Consider the following 21,600-nt stretch of genomic DNA (forward strand, 5'->3'; position numbering starts at 1 on the left):
TGTCAATCCGGTTGCCAGCGCCCTTTCCTGCGGGCAAGGCTGGGGTTTCGGCCGCATGATGAGGCTGCCGCTCAGGAGGTTGTGTGCAAAAGCACGAGGCGAAAGCGACGATCAACGATGTGGCGGAGAAGGCCGGCGTCTCGAAAAAGACGGTCAGCCGGGTGATCAACCGCTCGCCCCTGCTCAACGATGCCACGCGTGAGAAGGTGGAGAAGGTGATCGCCGAATTGGGTTATGTGCCCAATCCTCAGGCGCGCGCTCTGGCCTTGCGGCGCAATTTCCTGATCGGCCTCGTGCATGACAACCCCAATGCCCAGACGGTGCTGACCGTGCAGCAGGGTATGCTGGAGGCGATTCGCGACAGCGAGTTCGCGCTGGTGCTGCGCTCGATCGACCGCCGCAGCCCGACCCTGCTTGAGGACATCCGCTTCTTCATCCAGCAGCAGCGCCTGTTTGGCGTGCTGATCATGCCGCCCATGTCGGAAATGGATGCCTTGCCAGCGATGTGCCGCGAGCTGGGTTGCAATTATGTGCGGATGGGCTCGGCGCGACTCGACGATGAAAGCCATCTGGTCGAATCGAATGACCGGCAGGCGGTGGCGGCGGCGGTGAATCACCTGATCGCTCAGGGGCACCGGCGAATCGGCTTTGTGGCGGGGCCTCAGGGCTTCCGCTCGGCTTATGAGCGTGAGCAGGGCTATCGCGATGCGCTCTCCGCCCATGGCATTCCCGTCGATCCCGCGCTGATGGCGGGGGGGAATTACACCTTCGAAACAGGGCTGGAGGCCGGGCGCGTGCTGTTTTCCCGCGATGTGCGGCCCAGCGCGATCTTCTCCAGCAATGACGAGATGGCGGCGGGCGTTGTCCATGCCGCGCATCATGCCGGGCTGACGGTTCCCGACGATGTTTCGCTGATCGGTTTCGACGATACGCCGATCGCGGCGCATATGTGGCCGCCGCTCACCACGGTGCGCTGGCCGATCAAGGCGATGGCCTATTCGGCGGCTATCAAGCTGATTTATCCGGATCGTGCGGCCAAGGAAGTGGCCTTTTTCGAGTCCGAAACGATCCACCGCGAGTCCGTTGCCCCTTTCAAAATGTGATCTCATGGTGCATATGGTGGACATATTCTGATCGCGCGTCAGAGTGTTGACACCGGTTACCAAACCTCGCTAGACCTGCCGCAGGAAAGAGCGCGCAGATTGGCGGCCACACGCCTGCGGGCAGGGAGAGACACATGTTTGCCAAGACCTATCACGCCACCCATCCCGATATGATGGAGGGCGTCTCCAACGACGATCTGCGTGACCGCTATCTGGTGGGCGGCATGTTTGTGGATGGCGAGGTGACGCTCAACTATTCGCACAATGAGCGTTTCGTGATCGGCGGCGCGGTGCCCGGCGCCACACCCATCAAGCTGCCTGACCAGACCGTGCCGGCCAGCGCTGCCGGCCATCCCTTCCTGGAACGTCGCGAGGCGGGCATCGTCAACATCGGCACGGCCGGCGCGATCACTGTCGATGGCCAGCGTTTCGAGATGGGCAACAAGGAATGCCTCTATGTGCCCATGGGCAGCAAAGAGGTGATCTTTGAGGGTGAGGGCGCGCGCTTCTACATCGCCAGCGTTCCCGCGCATAAAACGCTGCCGATCAAGCATATCACGCTGGATCAGGCCAATCCGCTGGCGCGCGGCGACCTCGCCAATTCGAACCAGCGCACCATCTATCAGCTGGTGATCCCCGGCGTCTGCGAGAGCGCCCAGCTGCTGCTCGGCCTTACCGTGCTGGAAGAGGGCAGCGTGTGGAACACCATGCCCCCGCACCTGCATGATCGCCGCAGCGAGATCTACCTCTACTTCGACCTGCCCGAAGAGAACGACCGCATCTTCCACTATATGGGCGAGCCCGAGGATATGCGCCACATCGTCATCGCCAATGAAGAGGCGGTGATCAGCCCGCCCTGGTCGATCCATATGGGCAGCGGCACCAAGAAGTATGCCTTCATCTGGGCGATGGGCGGGGAAAACCTCGACTATACCGATATGAAGGTCCTCGACATCTGCCAGCTGAAGTGAGCGCTATGTTCGATCTGACGGGCCGCGTGGCCGTGGTGACCGGTGCCAATACGGGCATCGGTCAGGGGATTGCTGTGGCGCTGGCCGCAGCGGGGGCCGATGTTGCCGCCGTGGGCCGCACGCCGGCGGAGGAAACCGCCGAAAAGGTGCGTGCGCTGGGCCGCAAATGCGAGCTGGTCCAGGCCGATCTGTCGTCCATCGCCCCGGTGGGCGATGTGGTGGCGCAGGTGCTCGAAAAGCTGGGTGGGCTGCATATTCTGGTCAACAATGCCGGGATCATCCGCCGCGCCGATGCTGTCGATTTCACCGAGGAAGACTGGGATGCGGTGGTCGACACCAATCTCAAATCGGTGTTCTTTCTGTCGCAGGCCGCCGGTCGCCATATGATCGCGAACCATGAGGCAACCGGCCAGCGGGGCAAGATCGTCAACATCGCCTCGATGCTGTCGTTTCAGGGTGGCATTCGCGTGCCCAGCTACACAGCATCCAAATCGGGCGTGGCGGGGCTGACCAAGCTGCTGGCCTGCGAATGGGCGAGCAAGGGTGTGAACGTCAACGCCATCGCGCCGGGCTATATCGCCACTAACAACACGGCGGCGCTGCAGTCGGATGAAACCCGCAACCGCCAGATCCTTGAGCGCATCCCCGAAAACCGCTGGGGCAGCCCGGCGGATATGGGCGGGGCGGCGGTGTTCCTCTCCAGCGGTGCCGCCGATTACATTCAGGGCCATATCCTTGCCGTCGATGGCGGCTGGCTGGCACGTTAAACCATGAGTGGCGGAAACCTCACCCGCCGCGCCATGACCAAGGTTCTGGGAGCTGCCGCTCTGGCGGCTCCCGGCCTGCTGCATGGCGCAAACGCCCTCAAGCAGCCCGCCAAGGGCAAACGCGAAGGCGCCGTCTGGGCCTTCCCCGGCATCCGCTATGCCAGCGCCGCCCGCTTCGAGCGGCCCGTCATCGCCACCACCATCGAGCAGCCCTATTTCGGCAAGGCCGACTTCGCCCCCATCGCCCCGCAAACCGGGCTGGCCGGTGAGGCTCAGGCCGAGGATTGCCTTTACCTCAACATCTGGACGCCCGAAACCAACCCCGCCGCCAAGCGCGCGGTGATGGTCTATTTCCATGGCGGCGCCTACAACAATGGCAGCGTCACCGATCCCCTGACTCGCGGCGGCACGCTGGCCGAGCAGGGCGATGTGGTGGTGGTCACCGTCAACCACCGGCTCAATGCGCTGGGCTATCTGTGGCTGCAGCCCTTTGGCGCGCGCTATGCTGACAGTGGCAATCTGGGCCAGCTCGACCTGATCGCGGCGCTGCAATGGGTGAGGGCCAACATCGCCCGTTTCGGCGGTGATCCCTCGCGCGTGATGGTCTTCGGCCAGTCGGGCGGCGGGGCCAAGATCGCCACGCTGATGGCCATGCCTGCTGCCAAGGGCCTGTTCCACAGCGCCGCCACCATGAGCGGCCAGCAGGTGCAGGCCAGCGGCCCCGACCACGCATGGCAGCGCACCAAAGCCTTTATGGCCGAGCTGAAACTGGCCCCCGGCGATGTGGAAGGCCTGCGCCAGATGCCGCTCGACCGCCTTGTGGCGGGCCTGCATGCGCGCGATCCAATCATGGGCGGCTCGGCCTATTTCGGCCCGGTGCTGGATATGACCAACCTGCCGCGCCATCCCTTCTGGCCCGATGCCGCGCCCCAATCGCTGGGCATCCCGATGATCCTCGGCAATATGCTTCAGGAGACCCGCACCTTCCTCGATCCCCACGGCCCCAAGGGGCAGGGCATCACCTGGGAGAACCTGCCCGCCCGCATGAATGCCGAGGTCAAGATCGACCTCGATCCGCTCTATGTGGTGGCGCAATACCGCGCCCATCACCCGGACTGGACGCCCACGCAGGTCTTCTACGCCGCCACCACCGCCGGTCGCAGCTGGCCGGGGCAGGTGATCGAGGCCGATGCGCGCGCCGCCGCGCATGCCGACAAGACATGGGTCTATTGCCTCACCCGCCCTTCGCCAATCGACCCTCTGCGCGGCACGGGGCATACCGATGACATTCCCTATGTCTTCGGCACGCTGGATGTGCAGCACAGCGAATGGGGCCGTAGCTATTCCGGCACTGATGCCGGGGCTCAGGCCACGCGCGATTTGCTGCAAGGCGCTTTCGTCAAGCTGGCGAAAACAGGCGATGCCGGGTGGGAGCCCTACCGCCTCCCGAACCGCGCGACTCTGCTGGTCAGCGAGGCCCCGCGCGTGGAAAACGATCCGCGCGGGTGGGAGCGTGAGATGTGGGGCATCGCGCCTTACGTGCAGCCGGGGGTTTAAGGAGTTTGAAGGGCAATAAGCAGGGGGTGTTACACCCCCTGCACCCCCGGAACGTCTTCCGGCACAAAGGTGGTGTTCGGGTGCTGCTTTGCGCCACCTTCCTGCCGCCGGAGGCATTTATTTCCCTGCGGGGCAGGGACGTTGGCGCGTCTTTGCAGCCTTGCGTGACATGTCGTCGGGAGACGTAACGGGGGTGCAGGGGGCCTAGGGCCCCCTGCTTTCAACTCTTCCAATCCTCTTTAACTGTGCCTCCCCTGCATCACCCCTCATCATTCCCGCATCACGCTTCTTGACAGCACCCTCGGCTCATGCGAACACCTATGACACCGGTTACCAAATCGGACACAATATCCTTTGCGCAACGGGCGACTGCCTGGGTGACAAAGGGAAAAAGATAAGACGGACCGCATAAGCGGTGGGAATGGATGCATGGCGATGTGAGAGCAGCCGCAAAAGGCTGTCTGATCGCCTAAGGCTTCATCCGGTTTTGACACCGGTGCCATTCTCATTCTCTGGCGGCCAGCTCGCAACGCGGGCACACTGGAAGGCAATTGGGGGAGTGGTTATGCATAAGGCAGACGAGCGGCCGGGGGCCGCCAAGCGAGTTTCTTTCATCCGCCTCGCGCTGATCGCGGGCACGGCGCTGGCATCGCCCGCGCTTCATGCGCAGACCGCGCCGGAACAGGCTCCGGCTACCGCCCCGGCGGAAAATGATGCGGCGCCTTCGGACATCATCGTTACGGGCTTCCGTCAGTCGCTTCAGGCGGCGCTCAATCTGAAGAAGTCCTCGGTCAGCGCGGTGGATGCCATCGTTGCCGAAGACATCGCCAAGTTCCCGGACCAGAATCTGGCCGAATCGCTCCAGCGCATCACCGGCGTGGCCATCACGCGCGACGGTGGCGAGGGGCGCCAGATCACCGTGCGCGGCCTTGGCAGTCAGTTCACCGTTACCCGCGTGAATGGCCTGCCCGCGCAGTCCACCTCGATGCTGGCAGGATCGGGCGGCGCGCCCAACCGCGATCGCTCCTTCGATTTCAACGTCTTCGCCTCGGAGCTGTTCAAGTCGCTGGTGGTCCACAAGACCGCCGAGGCCAATCTGGACGAAGGCTCGCTGGGCGCGGTGGTCGATCTCAACACCGGCCATCCGCTGGGCGCCAAATCGGGGCTGACCGGGCTGGTCTCTGCCTCGGGATCGTACAACACGCTTTCCGGCAATGTCGGGCCGCGTCTGGCCGGGCTGCTCAACTGGAAGAATGAGGACGGCACCTTCGGCATCAACGCCTCGGCCGCCTATTCGCAGGGCTACACGCTGGAGCTGGGCAACAACACCACACGCTGGGCGCAGGCGCCTTTCGCCTCGGTCACCAGCAATGGCGTGACCACCCAGTGCTTCTCGGGCAACACCTACATCCAGTCGGCGGCGTGCAACAAGGCGGCGCTGTCCTTCCATCCGCGCATCCCGCGCTATGGCGTGATCACCCATGACCGCAAGCGTCTGGGCCTGACCGGCTCGGTCGAGTGGCAGCCCGATGACGCCACCCATCTGGAGATCGACGGTCTCTTCTCGCGCTATCACGAGGAGCGTCAGGAGGAATGGGCCGAGGTGCTGTTCCGCTCCAACGAAAAGGGCATCAGCGTCGTCAACCCGACCTATGACAGCAATGGCAACATGGTCTCGGGCACGTTCAACAATGCCTACAACCGCAATGAGCATTACCGTCAGATCCAGAATTCCACCTTCTATCAGGTCAATGCCCATCTGACGCATGATCTGACCGACCGCCTGAAAGTCGATGTGCTGACGGGTGCGTCCAAGTCGATCCTGTCGGTGCCGCTGGCCACCACCATCATGCTGGACAACCGCACGGCGCAGGGCTTCTCCTACGATTACACCAATATGGCCCATCCGGTGATCAGCTTCGGCAGTTCGGTGACCGATCCGTCGAACTATCAGCTGGCTGAAATCCGCGATGCGCCCACGCACACCAACAACACCTTCCGCACCTTCAAGACCGATTTCGAGTGGAAGACGACCGATGCGCTGACGCTGAAGCTGGGCGGTTTCTATCGCCTCTTCGGTTTCGACACCTGGGGCGCCAACCGCAACACGCTGGTCTGTCCCTCCACCACCGGCAAGGATCTGGTGCTGGGCACGATCACCTGCTCGTCCAACTCGGTGACCAACAACGGCTTCCCCGTTACCTCCAGCATGGTCGATACGGTCAATCTGGGCAATGCGGGCCAGCCTGCTGGCACCACCAGCAGCTTCATCGTCGCCAATCTGCCTGCGACCACGGCCTTCACCAACCTCTACAACCGCCCGCTGGTGGCCGACACCTCCAACACCCGCTCGGTGAAGGAAGAGGACAGCGGCTTCTTCCTACAGGGTGACTGGAAGACCCGCGCCGTGGGCATGGATGTCACGCTGGATGCGGGCATCCGCTATGCCCATACCGGCCAAAGCTCGACCGGCCTGCAGAACGGCACCACCGTGGTGACGGTGCAGCGCAGCTATGATGACTGGCTGCCCTCGGCCAACCTCAACCTGTTCCCGCATAAGGATGTGATCGTCCGCTTCGCCATCGCCAAGGTGATGACGCGCCCCGCGCTGGGCAATCTGACGCCGGGCGGCTCGGTCGACTCGTTCAACTACAAGGTCAGCTACGGCAACCCCAACCTCGATCCCTATCGCGCCACCAACTATGACGCGGCGGTCGAGTGGTATTTCGCGCCGCAGTCGCTGATCTCGGTGGCCTTCTTCTACAAGGATGTGGCCAGCTTCCCGTCGAGCACCGTCACGCAGGGCACCTTCGCCTCGACGGGCCTGCCGACCTCGATCCTGTCGCCGGGGTCGCCCGCCGCGCAGAATCCGGAAGGTCAGGTCTGGACGATCAGCTCGATCGGCAATGGCACGGGCGCCAAGCTGAAGGGTGTGGAACTGGGCATTCAGGCGCCGTTCCGCTTCCTGCCCGGCATGCTCAAGAACTTCGGCGTGATCGGCAATGTCACGCTGACCAGTTCCAACGCCACCTACAATGTCAGCGGGGCGGGCACGGCGGTCAGCTCCACCGGCACGATCACCCTGCCGGCCTCGACCGTCACCTCCACCTTCTTCGGCCTGTCGAAGACGACGTGGAACGCCACGCTCTATTACGAGAAGGGGCCAATTCAGGGCCGCATCAGCTACTCCTATCGCGGGCCCTACAACGATCAGAACAGCGCCACCGGCAATGTCTTCGAGGGATATGGCGCCTATGCCAGCCTCGATGGATCTTTGCGCTATTCGCTGACCAAGCAGCTGGAAGTCTCTGTGGATGCGGTGAATTTGCTCGATCGCTACACCTACCACTGGACCGATGCGACGGCACAGCGCAATTACGAGAGCCAGCATACCGGCCGCACCATCGTTTTTGGTGCGCGCTACAAGCTGTAACGGAAACGAGAAGGAGGAAGGGCATGCAACTCGATCGCCGAACGCTGTTGGTGGCGGGCGCGGCGGCGGGGGCCATGCCCGCGCAGGCTCTGGCGTTGAACGCGCCGGGGCCGGGCCTCCCGGCGGGAGGGAAGGGGGCTTCCTTCCCGCCCTCGTCCCCTGCCTCGGCCTTGCCTGACGTGAGCGAGGTGATCGATCTGTGGCCCGGCGGCGTGGCGCCCGGCCTGCTGCGCCCGCTGACCGAAGAGATCCCGGATCGCATGAAGCCGGGCGAGCCTCACGACCGCTATATGACCGGCCAGAGCCGCCCGCGCATGGCGGTGTTTCGCCCCAGGCAGCCCAATGGTGCAGCGGTGCTGATCACGCCGGGCGGCGGCTATGTCCGCGTGGTGGTGGACAAGGAGGGCTATGAGCTGGCCCGCTGGCTGACCGAGCGCGGTTTCACCGCCTTCGTGCTGTTCTATCGCTTGCCGGGCGGCGACGAGCATGGCTGGGACTGGGCGAGCGGCGCCGATACGCCGCTCTGCGATGCCCAACGTGCGATGCGGCTGATCCGCTATCACGCTTCGGCCTTTGGCATCGAACCCAACCGCGTGGCGGCCATGGGCTTTTCGGCGGGAGGGCATGTCTGCGCCGATCTGGCCGCGCGCTTCGGCGCTCAGGTCTATGCGCCGATTGACGATGTGGACCGCCATTCCGCGCGCCCGATCTGCGCGGCGCCCTGCTATCCGGTGATCTCGATGCATCTGCCCGTGGGGCATTCGCAATCGCGCAAACAACTGCTCGGCCCCAACACCAGCCAGACCTTCGAGGACGCCCATACGCCCTCGCAAAACCTGCCCGCCGATCCGCCGCCGCATTTCCTGCTGCATGCCGAGGATGACAGGACCGTCAATCCGCTCAACACGCTGATGCTGCGCGATGCGCTGAAGGCCAAGGGTGTCCGCGTCGAAACGCATCTGTTCGAGAAGGGCGGCCATGGTTTCGGCCTGCGCGGCACGGTGGGCCTGCCGGTGGCGATCTGGCCTCAGCTGTGGCTGAACTGGGCGCATACTATCGGTCTGCTCTGAATGTTTTTGTTACCCCAAGGATGTCCCATGCCTCGCCCGCTCGACCTGCACCCCGACCGCCTGCTGCCTTCTGACCCTGCTGTCCGCGCCATCGCGCGTGAATTGTATGGCAGCGTTGCTAGCCTGCCCATCGTCAGCCCCCATGGCCACACCGACCCGCGCTGGTTCGCGCAGAACCAGCCCTTCGGTGATGCTGCCGAGCTACTGCTGCGGCCTGACCACTATGTCTTCCGCATGCTCTATTCACAGGGCATCGCGCTGGAGAGCCTCGGCATCGGCGCCTCCAAGGCCACCTACAACCCGCGCGAGGCATGGCGCATCCTCGCCCGCAACTGGCATCTGTTTCGCGGCACGCCATCGCGCATGTGGCTGGATTGGGTGTTTGTCGAAGTCTTCGGCATGGGCGTGATGCTGGAAGAGGCCACCAGCGATCTCTATTTCGACACGATCACCGAAATGCTGGCGACCGAGGCCTTCCGCCCCCGCGCCCTGTTCAACCGCTATAACATCGAGGTGATCGCGACCACCGAAAGCCCGCTCGACACGCTGGAATGGCACGGCCAGATCATGGCCGATAACGCCAAGGGCACCTGGAACGGCAAGGTGGTGACAGCCTATCGCCCCGACCCGGTGATCGATCCCGAGTTCGAAGGCTTTGCCGAAAACCTCGCCCGTTTCGGCAAACTCACCGGCGAGGATACGCTGACATGGCAGGGCTACCTTGCCGCTCACCGCAACCGCCGCGCCTTTTTCGCGCAGCACGGCGCCACCAGCACCGACCACGGCCACCCCACCGCGCAGACCGCCAACCTCTCCACCGCCGAGGCGGAAGCCCTGTTTGCCCGTGTGGTGAAGGGCGATGTCAGCGCGGCAGATGCCGAACTCTTCCGCGCCCAGATGTTGACCGAAATGGCGAAGATGAGCCTTGAAGACGGTCTGGTCATGCAGATCCACCCCGGCTCCTTCCGCAACCACAACCAGCGCCTGTTCGAGAGCTTCGGCCGCGACAAGGGCGCCGATATCCCGACGCGCACCGATTATGTGCATGCTCTCAAGCCCTTGCTGGATGTTATGGGCAATGAGCCTGACCTCTCGATCATCCTCTTCACGCTGGACGAAACCTCTTACGCCCGCGAACTGGCGCCGCTGGCCGGGCACTATCCCTGCCTGAAGCTGGGCCCGGCATGGTGGTTCCACGATAGCCCCGAAGGTATGCGCCGCTTCCGCCTCTCAACCACCGAGACGGCGGGCTTCTACAACACCGTCGGTTTCAACGATGACACGCGGGCCTTCCTCTCGATCCCGGCCCGGCACGATGTGGCACGGCGGATCGACTGCGGGTTCCTCGCGCAGCTGGTGGCCGAGCATCGCGTTGCCGATTGGGAGGCTGCCGAACTGGCTCACGAACTGGCCTATGGGTTGGTGAAGAAGGCCTATAAGCTTTAAAGAAAGAGAACATGCGAGGGTGTTACACCCTCGCGCTCCCGGGTTTTGTCGGCGTTGCGCCTCAGGTTCGGCCTTGAGGAAGGGCGCGGCGCCGCAGGCAATATTCTCCTGCGCAGGACTATCGTTCCGGGACAGATGCCTGCGGCGCTACGCCTTGCGCAGGTGGAGAGGTGGGGCGCTATGATGCGGTGCCACTGCCCCATCGTCGGAAGACGTTCTGGGAGCGCGAGGGGGTAACCCCCTCGCATTTCCCTTCCTAACCTTCTAAGCTTCCCGGAACCATGACGTTTCCACCCGTAACCCCAACGACCACCACCCAGCTTGCCGGTCGGTCGGCGCGCCCGCTGTATATGGGCCCGCGCATCAAGCGCCTGCGCCGCGAGCTGGGGCTGACTCAGCAGGCCATGGCTGCCGATCTGGAGATTTCGCCCTCTTACGTCGCGCTGATGGAGCGCAACCAGCGCCCGGTCACCGCCGATCTGCTGCTGCGTCTGGCGCGCACCTATCAGCTCGATATCTCCGAGCTGGCCGCTGACGATGGCGCCGATTACAACCGCCGTTTGACCGAGGTGCTGCGCGACCCGATCTTCGCCGGGATCGACATGCCCGCGCTGGAAGTGGCCGATCTGGCCACATCCTTCCCCGGCATGTCGGAGGCCTTGCTGCGGCTCTATGGTGCCTACACGCGTGAGCAGGCGGCGCTGGCTGACCGTCAGGCGGAGCTGGGCGCGGGTCTGCCCGATCCGGTGGCCGAGGCGCGGCGCTTTCTGGCGGCGCATCGCAACCATTTCCCCACGCTGGAGGCGAGTGCGGAAAATCTCGCCGCCGCCATTGCGCGGGAGGGTGATGGGGCCGCTTGGCTGCAGCGCACCCATGGCATTCGCACGCGGTTTCTGCCGCCCTATGTGATGATGGGCTCGATCCGGCGGTTTGATCGGCACAACCGGCAATTGCTGCTGGATGAGGGGCTGTATCCGGCCACCCGCGCCTTCCAGATCGCTCTGCAGATCGTCTGGCATGAATGCCGCACCCAGATCACCGAGATCGCCCGCGCCATGGGAGACGAGCAGGAGGAAGGCGCCGCACGCACGGCGGTGCATCTCGTGAAGCGGGCGCTGGCCAGCTATACGGCGGGTGCGATCCTGATGCCTTATGACCGTTTCGCCCGTGTGGTGGAGGAACGGGCCTATGATATCGAGGCGGTGGCTCGCGTTTTCGGCACCAGCTTTGAACAGACCGCGCATCGTTTCACCACCTTGGGCCGGCCGAGCGGCCCGAACGGCAGCGCTCATGTGCCCTTCTTTTTCATCCGCGTCGATGGAGCGGGCAATGTTTCCAAGCGGCTGGATGGGGCTGGTTTCCCCTTTGCCGCGCACGGCGGCGGCTGCCCGCTGTGGAGCGTGCATCAGGTCTTCGCGACGCCCTTGCAGGTGGTGACGCAATGGCTGGAACTGCCGGACGGGCAGCGCTTCTTCTCCATCGCCCGCACAGTGGAGGCGGGCGGAGGCGGCTACAACCGGCCCCGTGCGATCCGCGCTGTGGCTTTGGCTTGCGCGGCGGACCATGCGCCGCGACTGGCCTATGCGCAGGGGCTCAATCCGCGCAGCGTTCCGGCCACGCCCATCGGGATTACCTGTCGCCTGTGCCATCGGCCCGATTGCGTCGCGCGAGCGTTGCCGCCGATCGGGCGGGATATCATGCCGGATGACACCAGCCGCTCGGCCACGCCTCTGGGGCTGGCGGAGGGCTGATCGGCCCCTGTGGCAAGCCCTTAGGCGCGCTTAGGCGGAACACAACCGCGACTCGTCTAAACCGAGTCTCGCAAGCGGTACCAACACATTCCCGGGCCGTTTTGCGCATGACCTTGAACGTCGTCCCCTGGCGGGCGGACCGAATTCCCTCCCCGGTCCGCCCGCTTGTTTTTGCGGGGCTCGGGCGTCAGTCGCGGAAATCTTCGCCGACAAGGTCGAGATAGGCGATCACATCATTGTCGGTAGCAAGGTACAGGCCTTCCTGCACCTCCTGCGGCTGCTGGTCGGCCACGATCAGCGCCTGAGAGAGCGGGCCGTAGAACAGGGTGGAAGCCGCGCCGCCCTCGCTGTCGCCATCGAGGTGATAGAGCCGCACCGTGGCGCCGTCGTTGGTGGTGCGCATCAGTCCTTCTCCAGCTTTGCGCCATCGACGATGCGCGTCAGGCGGGCCTCTTCCGCCGCACGGATCTGGCGCTCGCCCTTGGTGGCGCCGAATTTGGCGCGGTTGGTTGCGGCGGTCTTTTCGGCAGTGTCGCGGGCCTTGGCCTTGCGGGCCAGGCGCAGATTGATGATTTCGGCCATGGCGCGGTTATAGGCTCTGTGTGAGTGAGGGGAAGGGGGCTCGCCATCATCGCTGGCGCGGGTTAGGGATGCGGCATGACCCAGATCGCGATCCACCCCCTTGCGGGCGATGCCCTGCGCGCTGCCATTCCCGACCTTGCCCGGCTGCGCTGCGCGGTCTTTGCCGAGTGGCCCTATCTCTATCACGGCGATCCGAACGCGGAATCGGACTATCTGCGCGATTTCGGCGCTTCGGAGAAAGCCGTGCTGATCGGCGCCTATGATGGCGACCGCATCGTGGGCGTGGCCACCGCCTCGCCGATGGTGGAGCAGAAGGAGACCTACCGTCAGGCCTTCGAGGAGCGCGGGATCGTCACGGCCACCTTATTCTATTTCGGTGAAAGCGTGCTGCTGCCCGAATATCGCGGGCGCGGCATCGGCCATGCCTTCTTCGACCATCGCGAGGAGCAGGCCAAGCGCCTCGGCGCCAAGGCGGCGAGTTTCTGCGGCGTGATCCGCCCGTTGGATCATCCCGCACGCCCTGCCGATTTCCAGCCGCTCGATCCCTTCTGGCGCAAGCGCGGTTACGAGCCCATCGAAGGCCTGATCACCAACTTCGCCTGGAAGGACCACGGCGAGACCGAGGCCAGCGAAAAGCCGATGCAATATTGGATCAAGACGCTCTGATGTCGGCTTACACCATCGCTCTGGCGCAATATCCCATCGACCAATTCCCCGACTGGGCCGCCTATGAAGCCAAGCTGACGCGCTGGGTGGAGCAGGCCGCTGCGGGCGGTGCCGCTCTGGCGGTGTTCCCTGAATATGGCGCGATGGAACTGGCCAGCCTCGATGCTGCGACGCAGAGCGATCTCCATGGCTCGCTGGCCACGGTGGCGGGGCTGATGGAACGGGCGGATGCGCTGCATGCCGATCTGGCCGCGCGCCACGGCCTGCACATCCTTGCGGCCAGCGGCCCGGTGCTGGTCGAGGGCCATTATCTCAACCGCGCGCGCCTCTTCACGCCGGAAGGTAAGGTCGGCCATCAGGATAAGCTGATGATGACCCGCTTCGAGGCCGAGGAATGGGGCGTCTTCCCCGCCAGCGCGGTCAACGCGCCGCTGCATCTCTTCGAGACCGCGCTGGGCCGCATCGCCATCGCCATATGCTACGACAGTGAGTTCCCCTTGATCGCCCGCGCGGCCGTGGAAGCGGGCGCGCAGCTGTTGCTGGTGCCAAGCTGCACCGACACGCCGCAGGGCTATTGGCGCGTGCGGATCGGATCGCAGGCGCGGGCTCTGGAGGGGCAGATGTATGTCGCCCAATCGCCCACCGTGGGGTTGGCGCCGTGGTCGCCTGCGCTGGATGTAAACCATGGCGCTGCCGGGCTGTATGGCCCGCCGGATGGTCCCAAGGGCGGCGACTGGCGATTCCCGCCTGACGGCGTGATCGCCATTGGATCGATGGATGCCTCGCAATGGGTTTTCGCGCAGGTTGATCTGGCGCGGGTGGAGGCTCTGCGGGCGAATGGCGGCGTTCTGCCTGCGCGCGATTGGGTGAAGCAACCGGGGGCTGTGGCCTTGCCCAAGGTGGAAGTGGTGGATTTAAGGTAAGAAGGAAAATGCGAGGGGGTAACCCCCTCGCGCTCCCATGACGTCTCCCGACAAAAAGGTTGGTGGCATCCCATCGGTGCGTAACCTTTCCACGGACACGAAAAAGGCGCCGCAGGCAGGAAGCCCCGGCGCCTTTTCTCGTTTGAAAGCCTGCGGCGCGGCGACGTTGCTCTGTGGCCGAACCCGAAGCGCAACGCAGACATTAAAGGGAGCGCGAGGGCGATGGCCCTCGCACTTATCCTTCTTCAAATTCCCTGCACATCCCGAACCAGAGGCGCATGGCGATCCACCAAAATCGCGCTCGCCTCGTTCAACCCGAGAAGCTCCACTGCGATGCCGTGGCGGCGCATGCGGGTGACGACATCTTCCAGCGCCCCCACGGCGGTGATGTCCCACAAATGCCCTTGCGTCAGATCGATGCGGACATTTGCCGCTGTGTCACGCAGATCGAAGTGATCGGCGAAGATATCGGCGCTGGCGAAGAAGATCTGGCCGGAGACGTTGTAGAGGCGGGTATCGGTGGCGGCATCGTACTCCACCTGCACCGCCATCAGGCGTGTCACCTTGAAGGCGAAGAACACGCCGGAGAGCAGCACGCCCACGCCGACGCCTGCCGACAAATCATGCGTGGCCACCGTCACCGCCACTGTCGCCAGCATCACGATGCCGGAAACCTTGGGGTGGCGGGCCAGATCGCTGATCGAACTCCATGAGAAGGTGCTGATCGAGACCATGATCATGATCGCCACCAGCGCGGCGACGGGCACCTTTTCGGCCCATGGGCGCAGGGGCACCATCACCAGCAGCAGGAACACGCCCGCCACCAGCGTGGAGAGCCTGCCGCGTCCGCCATAGCGCACATTGCCCACCGTCTGGCCGATCATGCCGCAGCCCGCGATGCCACCGAACAGGCCGACGGCCACATTGGCAAGGCCAAGGCCGGTGCATTCGCGGGCCTTGGAACTGGTGGTCTCGGTCAGGTCATCGACCACGCTGGCGGTCATCATTGATTCCAGCAGGCCCACCGCCGCCATGGCGAAGGCGTAGGGGGTGACGATCTTCAGCGTCTCAAGGCTAAGCGGGATGGCGGGCAGGGCGAAGCCGGGCAGCGAGGAGGGCAGGCGGCCCAGATCGGCCACGGTGCGGATCGGCATGGGGATGGCGATGCTCACCACCGTCAGCACCACGATGCAGATCAGGGGCGAGGGGATGGCTGTGCTTACGCGCGGCAGCAGGTAGATGATGGCGAGGCCCAGCGCGATCATCGCATAGGTGTGCCAGTCGACGCCCAGCATCTGCGGCACCTGCGCCGAGAAGATCAGGATCGCCAGCGCATTGACGAAGCCCGTCCGCACCGAGCGGGAGACGAAGCGCAGCAGCACATCCAGCCCCAGCAGGCCGAAAAGGATCTGGAAGGCGCCGGCCATCACCGTGGCGGCCAGCAGATAGGACAGGCCATGGGCATGAACCAGCGCGGCGGCGACCAGTGCCACCGATCCCGCCGCGCCGGAGATCATGGCGGGGCGTCCTCCGGCAAAGGCGATGACGATGCCGATCACGAAGGAGGCGAAGAGGCCCACCTGCGGATCGACGCCCGCCACGAAGGAAAAGGCGATCACCTCGGGGATGAGGGCAAAGGTGCCGACCATGCCGGCAAGGATGTCGCGCTGCATTGCAGCGGCCCCGCCGAACCATTCGGCGCGGTAACGGGCAAGGGTAAGGGCAGTCATGAAAAATCCGCGTGTGATGGGGCCGCAGGCGTCGCCGGAAGGGCGAAGGGAGATGTCTGCGGCGGGGGGCCCGAAGGGATCGGGCGTTGTCCGGCGGATCGGCGGCCGGAAGAGCCACCCGGAATTTCACCGGGTCCATGCGAATGGCGCTCCTCATAACCGCCTGTCGCCGTTAAGGCAATGCGCGTGGGGCGTGGGGGCTGCTGGCCCCCTCGGATACGGCTTTGACGGGCAGCAAACAGGGGGCAAGGCATGGTTTCGCGGTTGAAGGCGGTGGCGGCGGCGATGGTGTTCGGGGCAGGGGCGGCACAAGCGGCGGACCCGGTAGCTGTCGACGGCACCACCTTTTGTGAGCGTCTGGCCGTGCCGCTCGGGATGCATGCCAGCGTCGAGGAGGCCGATGGTGCCCTGCCGGACCATCCGGTCTACCGGATGAGTCCAGGTCACGCTGGGGATGGCGTTGGTCGGGGGGAGCAGGGCGGTGAGGATCGGCGTGGAGCCGATTGGAGAAACCACCCTGGCCGAATATAAGGAAGCGCAGAACAAATGCGAATTGGTCAAGAAGGGCGCGGCTTGCCATCTTGATAGACCGCTCAGGCTGCACATCGAGACGAAGAAGCTCAAGGCCGAGGTGGAGACAAGGCCCGGCGAGCGGGCCGAGGTATGGACCACCGGGCTGGAGGTGCGCTGCCGCGACGTCTGACACGCACCCCCGCTTGACCTGAAGCGCCAACAGGCCTAAGGCGCGCCGGTTCGCGATGGGACGGCATGCCGCTGGCCCTGTCGTCAATGAGCTGAACATTGCCGGTGCGTGCCGGGCATTTGCAGGGTCAACCTGCTGAAAGCCCAGCGTTATCCGTCAAAGTAACCCGGTGCCGCTGGCAGGGGTGGAGCGTTTCGGTTCGCATCGGTTTTATCGGCAGGCCTCGCCTGTGCGATTCGCTATGCGGCTTTTCGTCTTCATCTTTGTCGATGGTATCATCTAACAAGGTGAAGTCCCTTCATGCCTACAATCAACCAGCTGATCCGCAAGGGTCGCGAGCCGCAGAAGACCAAGTCCAAGGTCCCGGCCATGGAGCAGAACCCGCAGAAGCGCGGCGTCTGCACCCGCGTCTACACCACCACGCCGAAGAAGCCGAACTCGGCTCTCCGCAAGGTGGCCAAGGTCCGTCTGACCAACAGCCGCGAAGTCATTTCCTACATCCCCGGTGAAGGCCACAACCTGCAGGAGCACTCGGTTGTGCTGATCCGCGGCGGTCGTGTGCGCGATCTTCCCGGCGTGCGCTACCACGTGCTGCGCGGCGTGCTGGATACCCAGGGCGTGAAGAACCGCAAGAAGAGCCGTTCGAAGTACGGCGCCAAGCGTCCCAAGTAAGCAGGCCCGGGGCTCAACAGCCCTGCCTCTATTCAGGCCGCTTGCCGCGAGCCGTATAAGATAAGGAATTCATACGATGTCACGTCGTCGTCGTCCCGAGAAGCGGGAAATCCTGCCCGATCCCATGCATGGTGATCAGGTTCTGTCCAAGTTCATGAACAACCTCATGCTGGACGGCAAGAAGTCGGTTGCCGAGAGCATCGTTTATGGCGCTCTGGAAACCATGCAGACCCGTGCGAAGGCTGACCCCGTTCAGCTGTTCCACGACGCTCTGAACAATGTGAAGCCGCAGATCGAAGTGCGCAGCCGCCGCGTCGGTGGTGCGACCTATCAGGTCCCCGTCGAAGTGCGCCCCGAGCGTGCCCAGGCTCTGGCCATCCGCTGGCTGATCACCGCCGCGCGCAACCGCAGCGAGACCACCATGTCGGCTCGCCTCTCGGCCGAGCTGCTGGACGCTGCCAACAACCGCGGCAACGCTGTGAAGAAGCGCGAAGACACCCACCGTATGGCCGACGCCAACCGCGCGTTCAGCCACTACCGCTGGTAATCTTCTGTCTGACGGGGCCGTTTTGCGGTCCCGTCACACGGATGTCACAGTACTGAACCTAAGGGCAGGGGCCTCACCGGCTTCAACCCGAACCCCAAGGAAGCAACCATGGCACGCAGCCATCCGCTCTCGATGTACCGTAATATCGGCATCATGGCGCATATCGACGCTGGCAAGACCACGACGACCGAACGCATCCTTTACTACACCGGCAAGTCCTACAAGATCGGCGAAGTCCACGACGGCGCCGCCACCATGGACTGGATGGAGCAGGAGCAGGAGCGCGGCATCACGATCACGTCGGCCGCCACCACCTGCTTCTGGAACGACCACCGCATCAACATCATCGACACCCCCGGCCACGTCGACTTCACGATTGAAGTCGAGCGTTCGCTGCGCGTGCTCGACGGTGCCGTTGCGTGCTTCGACGGCGTTGCCGGCGTGGAGCCGCAGTCGGAAACCGTGTGGCGTCAGGCTGACAAGTACGGCGTTCCGCGCATGTGCTTCATCAACAAGCTGGACCGCACCGGTGCCAACTTCAAGTATTGCGTGCAGTCGATCATCGATCGTCTGGGTGCCAAGCCTGCCGTGCTCTACATTCCGATCGGTCTCGAAGCCGATCTGAAGGGCCTGGTCGATCTGGTGCATAACCGCGCGATCATCTGGAAGGACGAGTCGCTGGGCGCCGAGTTCTTCTATGAAGAAATCCCCGCCGATCTCGCCGACGAAGCCGCCGAGTACCGCTCTAAGCTCATCGAACTCGCTGTTGAGCAGGACGATGACGCGATGGAAGCGTATCTGGAAGGCAACGAGCCTGACGCCGAGACGCTGAAGAAGCTGATCCGCAAGGGCACGCTGAACCAGTCGTTCGTTCCCGTGTGCTGCGGTTCGGCGTTCAAGAACAAGGGCGTGCAGCCCCTGCTCGACGCCGTGGTCGACTATCTGCCTTCGCCGCTCGACATTCCTGACGTCCAGGGCGTCAAGATGGACAGCGACGAGAAGGACAGCCGTCCCGCCACCGACGACGCGCCGTTCTCGGCTCTGGCCTTCAAGGTCATGAACGATCCCTTCGTGGGCTCGCTCACCTTCATCCGCATCTATTCGGGTACGCTCACCAAGGGCACCTACCTGAACTCGGTGAAGGACAAGAAGGAAAAGGTCGGTCGTATGCTGGAAATGCATGCGAACGAGCGTAAGGACATCGAAGAAGCCTTCGCAGGCGACATCATCGCCCTGGCCGGCATGAAGGAAACGACCACCGGTGACACGCTGTGCGCCGAGCGTCAGCCCATCGTGCTGGAGCGCATGGAATTCCCCGAGCCCGTGATCGAGCTGTCGGTGGAGCCCAAGACCAAGGCTGACCAGGAGAAGATGGGCGTCGCCCTGAACCGCCTGTCGGCTGAGGATCCCTCGTTCCGCGTCTCGACCGATCACGAATCGGGCCAGACGATCATCAAGGGCATGGGCGAACTTCACCTGGACATCATCGTCGACCGTATGCGTCGCGAGTTCAAGGTTGAAGCCAACGTCGGCGCGCCGCAGGTGGCTTACCGCGAATATCTCGGCAAGCCGGTGGACATCGACTACACCCACAAGAAGCAGTCGGGTGGTACCGGTCAGTTCGGTCGCGTGAAGGTCAAGGTCACGCCGGGCGAGCGCGGTTCGGGCTTCGTCTTCAAGGACGAAATCAAGGGCGGTAACATTCCGAAGGAATACATCCCCGCCATTGAAAAGGGCTTCCGTGAAACCGCTCTGACGGGTTCGCTGATCGGCTTCCCGATCATCGACTTCGAAGTGCTGCTGTATGACGGTGCCTACCACGACGTCGACTCGTCGGCTCTGGCCTTCGAAATCTGCGCCCGTGGCGCCATGCGTGAAGTCGCCCAGAAGGCCGGCATCAAGCTGCTCGAGCCGATCATGAAGGTCGAGGTTGTCACCCCTGAGGAATTCATGGGCGACGTGATCGGCGATCTCAACAGCCGCCGTGGTCAGATCCAGGGCACCGACAGCCGCGGCAACGCACAGGTTGTCGAGGCCATGACCCCGCTGGCCAACATGTTCGGCTACGTGAACACGCTTCGCTCGTTCACGCAGGGCCGTGCGCAGTACAGCATGCAGTTCTCTCACTACGACGAGGTTCCCTCGAACGTGGCGACCGAGCTGAAGGCGAAGATGGCCTGATCCGATTGGGCCCGGTGACAGGGTGAGGGCGGTTGCGCTCCCCTTGAAATCGGGCCTGATGGAACAGACATAACGACACGCTTGCTTGATCGATCAGATCAGGCTAGGGGCGGCGCCTGATTTTCAGGCGTGAGTCTGGCAGGTGCCGTCCCGTTGAAAATTGACATTCGAACGAAAAGAAGGTTTGAAACATGGCTAAGGCTAAGTTTGAGCGGAACAAGCCGCACTGCAACATCGGCACCATCGGTCACGTTGACCACGGCAAGACCACGCTGACCGCCGCCATCACCAAGGTGCTGGCTGAGACCGGTGGCGCGACCTTCACCGACTATGCCAACATCGACAAGGCTCCCGAAGAGCGCGAGCGCGGCATCACGATCTCGACCGCCCACGTGGAATACGAGACCGCCAACCGTCACTACGCTCACGTCGATTGCCCCGGCCACGCTGACTATGTGAAGAACATGATCACCGGTGCCGCCCAGATGGACGGCGCGATCCTGGTGGTGAACGCTGCTGACGGCCCGATGCCCCAGACCCGCGAGCACATCCTGCTCGCCCGTCAGGTCGGCGTGCCCGCTCTGGTCGTGTACATGAACAAGGTCGACCAGGTCGATGACGCCGAGATCCTCGAGCTCGTCGAGCTGGAAATCCGCGAGCTGCTGTCGTCTTACGATTTCCCCGGCGACGACATCCCCGTGATCCCCGGTTCGGCTCTGGCCGCTCTGGAAGGTCGCGACGATGCCATCGGCAAGGAATCGATCTACAAGCTGATGGAAGCTGTCGACAGCTACATCCCGCAGCCCCCCCGTCCGACCGACCGTCCGTTCCTGATGCCCGTCGAAGACGTGTTCTCGATCTCGGGTCGTGGTACGGTTGTGACCGGCCGCGTCGAGACCGGCATCGTCAAGGTTGGCGAGGAAGTCGAGATCATCGGTCTGAAGGCCACCGCCAAGACCACCGTGACCGGCGTGGAAATGTTCCGCAAGCTGCTCGACCAGGGTGAAGCTGGCGACAACATCGGCGCTCTGTGCCGCGGCATCAAGCGTGAAGACGTTGAGCGTGGTCAGGTTCTGGCCAAGCCCGGCACCTGCACCCCGCACACCAACTTCGAATCGGAAGTCTACGTGCTGTCGAAGGATGAAGGTGGCCGTCACACGCCGTTCTTCGCCAACTACCGCCCGCAGTTCTACTTCCGCACCACCGACGTCACCGGTTCGGTCACGCTGCCCGAGGGCACCGAGATGGTCATGCCCGGCGACAACGTCCAGCTGAAGGTCGAGCTGATCGCTCCGATCGCGATGGATGAAGGTCTGCGCTTCGCAATCCGCGAAGGCGGCCGCACCGTCGGTTCGGGGGTTGTCGCGAAGATCACCAAGTAATATAGGCCGCGCAGCCCGAGTGTGATTCGCTCCACTCGGGCTGACGGTTTTTTCTCGTTTCCCCCGGTTCCCCAAAAGGGATGAAAGCCGGGGGAAATGATTTTTTTGCTCTTTCT

At 63.8% G+C, this 21,600-nt stretch carries 18 protein-coding genes and 1 other annotated feature; of the genes, 15 read left to right on the forward strand and 3 right to left on the reverse strand.

Annotated features, from left to right (window positions below; all coding sequences use genetic code 11):
• The first annotated feature begins 83 nt into the window (after positions 1-83).
• The 8 genes from HGK27_RS03465 (at position 84) to HGK27_RS03500 (ending at position 12,098) form a co-directional block, all read left to right on the forward strand.
• A complete protein-coding gene (locus HGK27_RS03465; RefSeq protein ID WP_206238768.1) occupies positions 84-1,103 on the forward strand; it encodes a LacI family DNA-binding transcriptional regulator in 1,020 nt (339 codons plus the stop codon).
• Positions 1,104-1,237: 134 nt separating this feature from the next.
• A complete protein-coding gene (gene kduI, locus HGK27_RS03470) occupies positions 1,238-2,074 on the forward strand; it encodes a 5-dehydro-4-deoxy-D-glucuronate isomerase (protein WP_206238769.1) in 837 nt (278 codons plus the stop codon).
• On the forward strand, positions 2,071-2,841 hold the full coding sequence (kduD, locus tag HGK27_RS03475; protein ID WP_206238771.1) for a 2-dehydro-3-deoxy-D-gluconate 5-dehydrogenase KduD: 771 nt from the start codon (positions 2,071-2,073) through the stop codon (positions 2,839-2,841). Before kduI ends, kduD begins: the two co-directional genes overlap by 4 nt.
• Positions 2,842-2,844: 3 nt before the next feature.
• Positions 2,845-4,398: a carboxylesterase/lipase family protein gene (locus HGK27_RS03480; RefSeq protein ID WP_206238773.1), complete on the forward strand. Its 1,554-nt coding sequence runs from the start codon at positions 2,845-2,847 to the stop codon at positions 4,396-4,398.
• 565 nt (positions 4,399-4,963) lie between these two features.
• A complete protein-coding gene (locus HGK27_RS03485; protein ID WP_206238775.1) occupies positions 4,964-7,831 on the forward strand; it encodes a TonB-dependent receptor in 2,868 nt (955 codons plus the stop codon).
• A gap of 23 nt (positions 7,832-7,854) precedes the next feature.
• Entirely contained in the window at positions 7,855-8,901 is a 1,047-nt protein-coding gene (locus tag HGK27_RS03490; protein ID WP_206238777.1) for an alpha/beta hydrolase, read from the forward strand.
• Between the two features lie 27 nt (positions 8,902-8,928).
• The gene (gene uxaC, locus HGK27_RS03495) at positions 8,929-10,347 is read left to right on the forward strand and encodes a glucuronate isomerase (protein ID WP_206238778.1); all 1,419 of its coding nucleotides are present in this window, start codon (positions 8,929-8,931) and stop codon (positions 10,345-10,347) included.
• 281 nt (positions 10,348-10,628) lie between these two features.
• Complete coding sequence (locus tag HGK27_RS03500) at positions 10,629-12,098, forward strand: helix-turn-helix domain-containing protein (protein ID WP_206238779.1); 1,470 nt, start codon at positions 10,629-10,631, stop codon at positions 12,096-12,098.
• 187 nt (positions 12,099-12,285) lie between these two features.
• Here HGK27_RS03500 and HGK27_RS03505 read toward each other — a convergent pair whose 3' ends face one another.
• Together HGK27_RS03505 and HGK27_RS03510 are read right to left on the reverse strand one after the other, a co-directional pair.
• Entirely contained in the window at positions 12,286-12,501 is a 216-nt protein-coding gene (locus tag HGK27_RS03505) for a hypothetical protein (protein ID WP_068091618.1), read from the reverse strand.
• On the reverse strand, positions 12,501-12,680 hold the full coding sequence (locus tag HGK27_RS03510) for a DUF4169 family protein (protein ID WP_206238780.1): 180 nt from the start codon (positions 12,678-12,680) through the stop codon (positions 12,501-12,503). The genes HGK27_RS03505 and HGK27_RS03510 overlap by 1 nt, the downstream gene beginning before the upstream one ends.
• A gap of 75 nt (positions 12,681-12,755) precedes the next feature.
• Here HGK27_RS03510 and HGK27_RS03515 point away from each other — a divergent pair, with 75 nt between their 5' ends.
• Together HGK27_RS03515 and HGK27_RS03520 are read left to right on the forward strand one after the other, a co-directional pair.
• Positions 12,756-13,346: a GNAT family N-acetyltransferase gene (locus HGK27_RS03515; protein ID WP_206238781.1), complete on the forward strand. Its 591-nt coding sequence runs from the start codon at positions 12,756-12,758 to the stop codon at positions 13,344-13,346.
• The gene (locus HGK27_RS03520) at positions 13,346-14,269 is read left to right on the forward strand and encodes a carbon-nitrogen hydrolase family protein (protein WP_206238782.1); all 924 of its coding nucleotides are present in this window, start codon (positions 13,346-13,348) and stop codon (positions 14,267-14,269) included. Before HGK27_RS03515 ends, HGK27_RS03520 begins: the two co-directional genes overlap by 1 nt.
• 245 nt (positions 14,270-14,514) lie before the next feature.
• On the opposite strand, the gene HGK27_RS03525 is transcribed toward HGK27_RS03520, so the two are convergent.
• On the reverse strand, positions 14,515-15,999 hold the full coding sequence (locus HGK27_RS03525; RefSeq protein ID WP_206238783.1) for a SulP family inorganic anion transporter: 1,485 nt from the start codon (positions 15,997-15,999) through the stop codon (positions 14,515-14,517).
• Positions 16,000-16,083: 84 nt separating this feature from the next.
• Positions 16,084-16,139 (reverse strand) — a sequence feature (sul1 is cis-regulatory element that is thought to sense ions involved in sulfur or methionine metabolism; They are found in Alphaproteobacteria).
• Between the two features lie 341 nt (positions 16,140-16,480).
• Between HGK27_RS03525 and HGK27_RS03530 the strand changes: the two genes are divergently transcribed.
• From HGK27_RS03530 to tuf, 5 genes are all read left to right on the forward strand, one after another.
• Complete coding sequence (locus HGK27_RS03530) at positions 16,481-16,702, forward strand: hypothetical protein (protein WP_206238784.1); 222 nt, start codon at positions 16,481-16,483, stop codon at positions 16,700-16,702.
• Between the two features lie 300 nt (positions 16,703-17,002).
• Entirely contained in the window at positions 17,003-17,374 is a 372-nt protein-coding gene (gene rpsL / locus HGK27_RS03535; RefSeq protein ID WP_206238785.1) for a 30S ribosomal protein S12, read from the forward strand.
• Positions 17,375-17,450: 76 nt separating this feature from the next.
• On the forward strand, positions 17,451-17,921 hold the full coding sequence (gene rpsG, locus HGK27_RS03540; RefSeq protein WP_068091601.1) for a 30S ribosomal protein S7: 471 nt from the start codon (positions 17,451-17,453) through the stop codon (positions 17,919-17,921).
• Between the two features lie 108 nt (positions 17,922-18,029).
• Positions 18,030-20,102, forward strand: coding sequence for an elongation factor G (gene fusA, locus HGK27_RS03545; protein ID WP_206238787.1), 2,073 nt, complete (start codon positions 18,030-18,032; stop codon positions 20,100-20,102).
• A gap of 191 nt (positions 20,103-20,293) precedes the next feature.
• Positions 20,294-21,484 carry an elongation factor Tu gene (gene tuf / locus HGK27_RS03550; protein ID WP_206238788.1) on the forward strand — a complete coding sequence of 397 codons (1,191 nt, stop codon included), beginning with the start codon at positions 20,294-20,296 and terminating at the stop codon, positions 21,482-21,484.
• The last annotated feature ends 116 nt before the right edge of the window (positions 21,485-21,600 follow it).

Source organism: Novosphingobium terrae, from assembly GCF_017163935.1.
Classification (GTDB): domain Bacteria; phylum Pseudomonadota; class Alphaproteobacteria; order Sphingomonadales; family Sphingomonadaceae; genus Novosphingobium; species Novosphingobium terrae.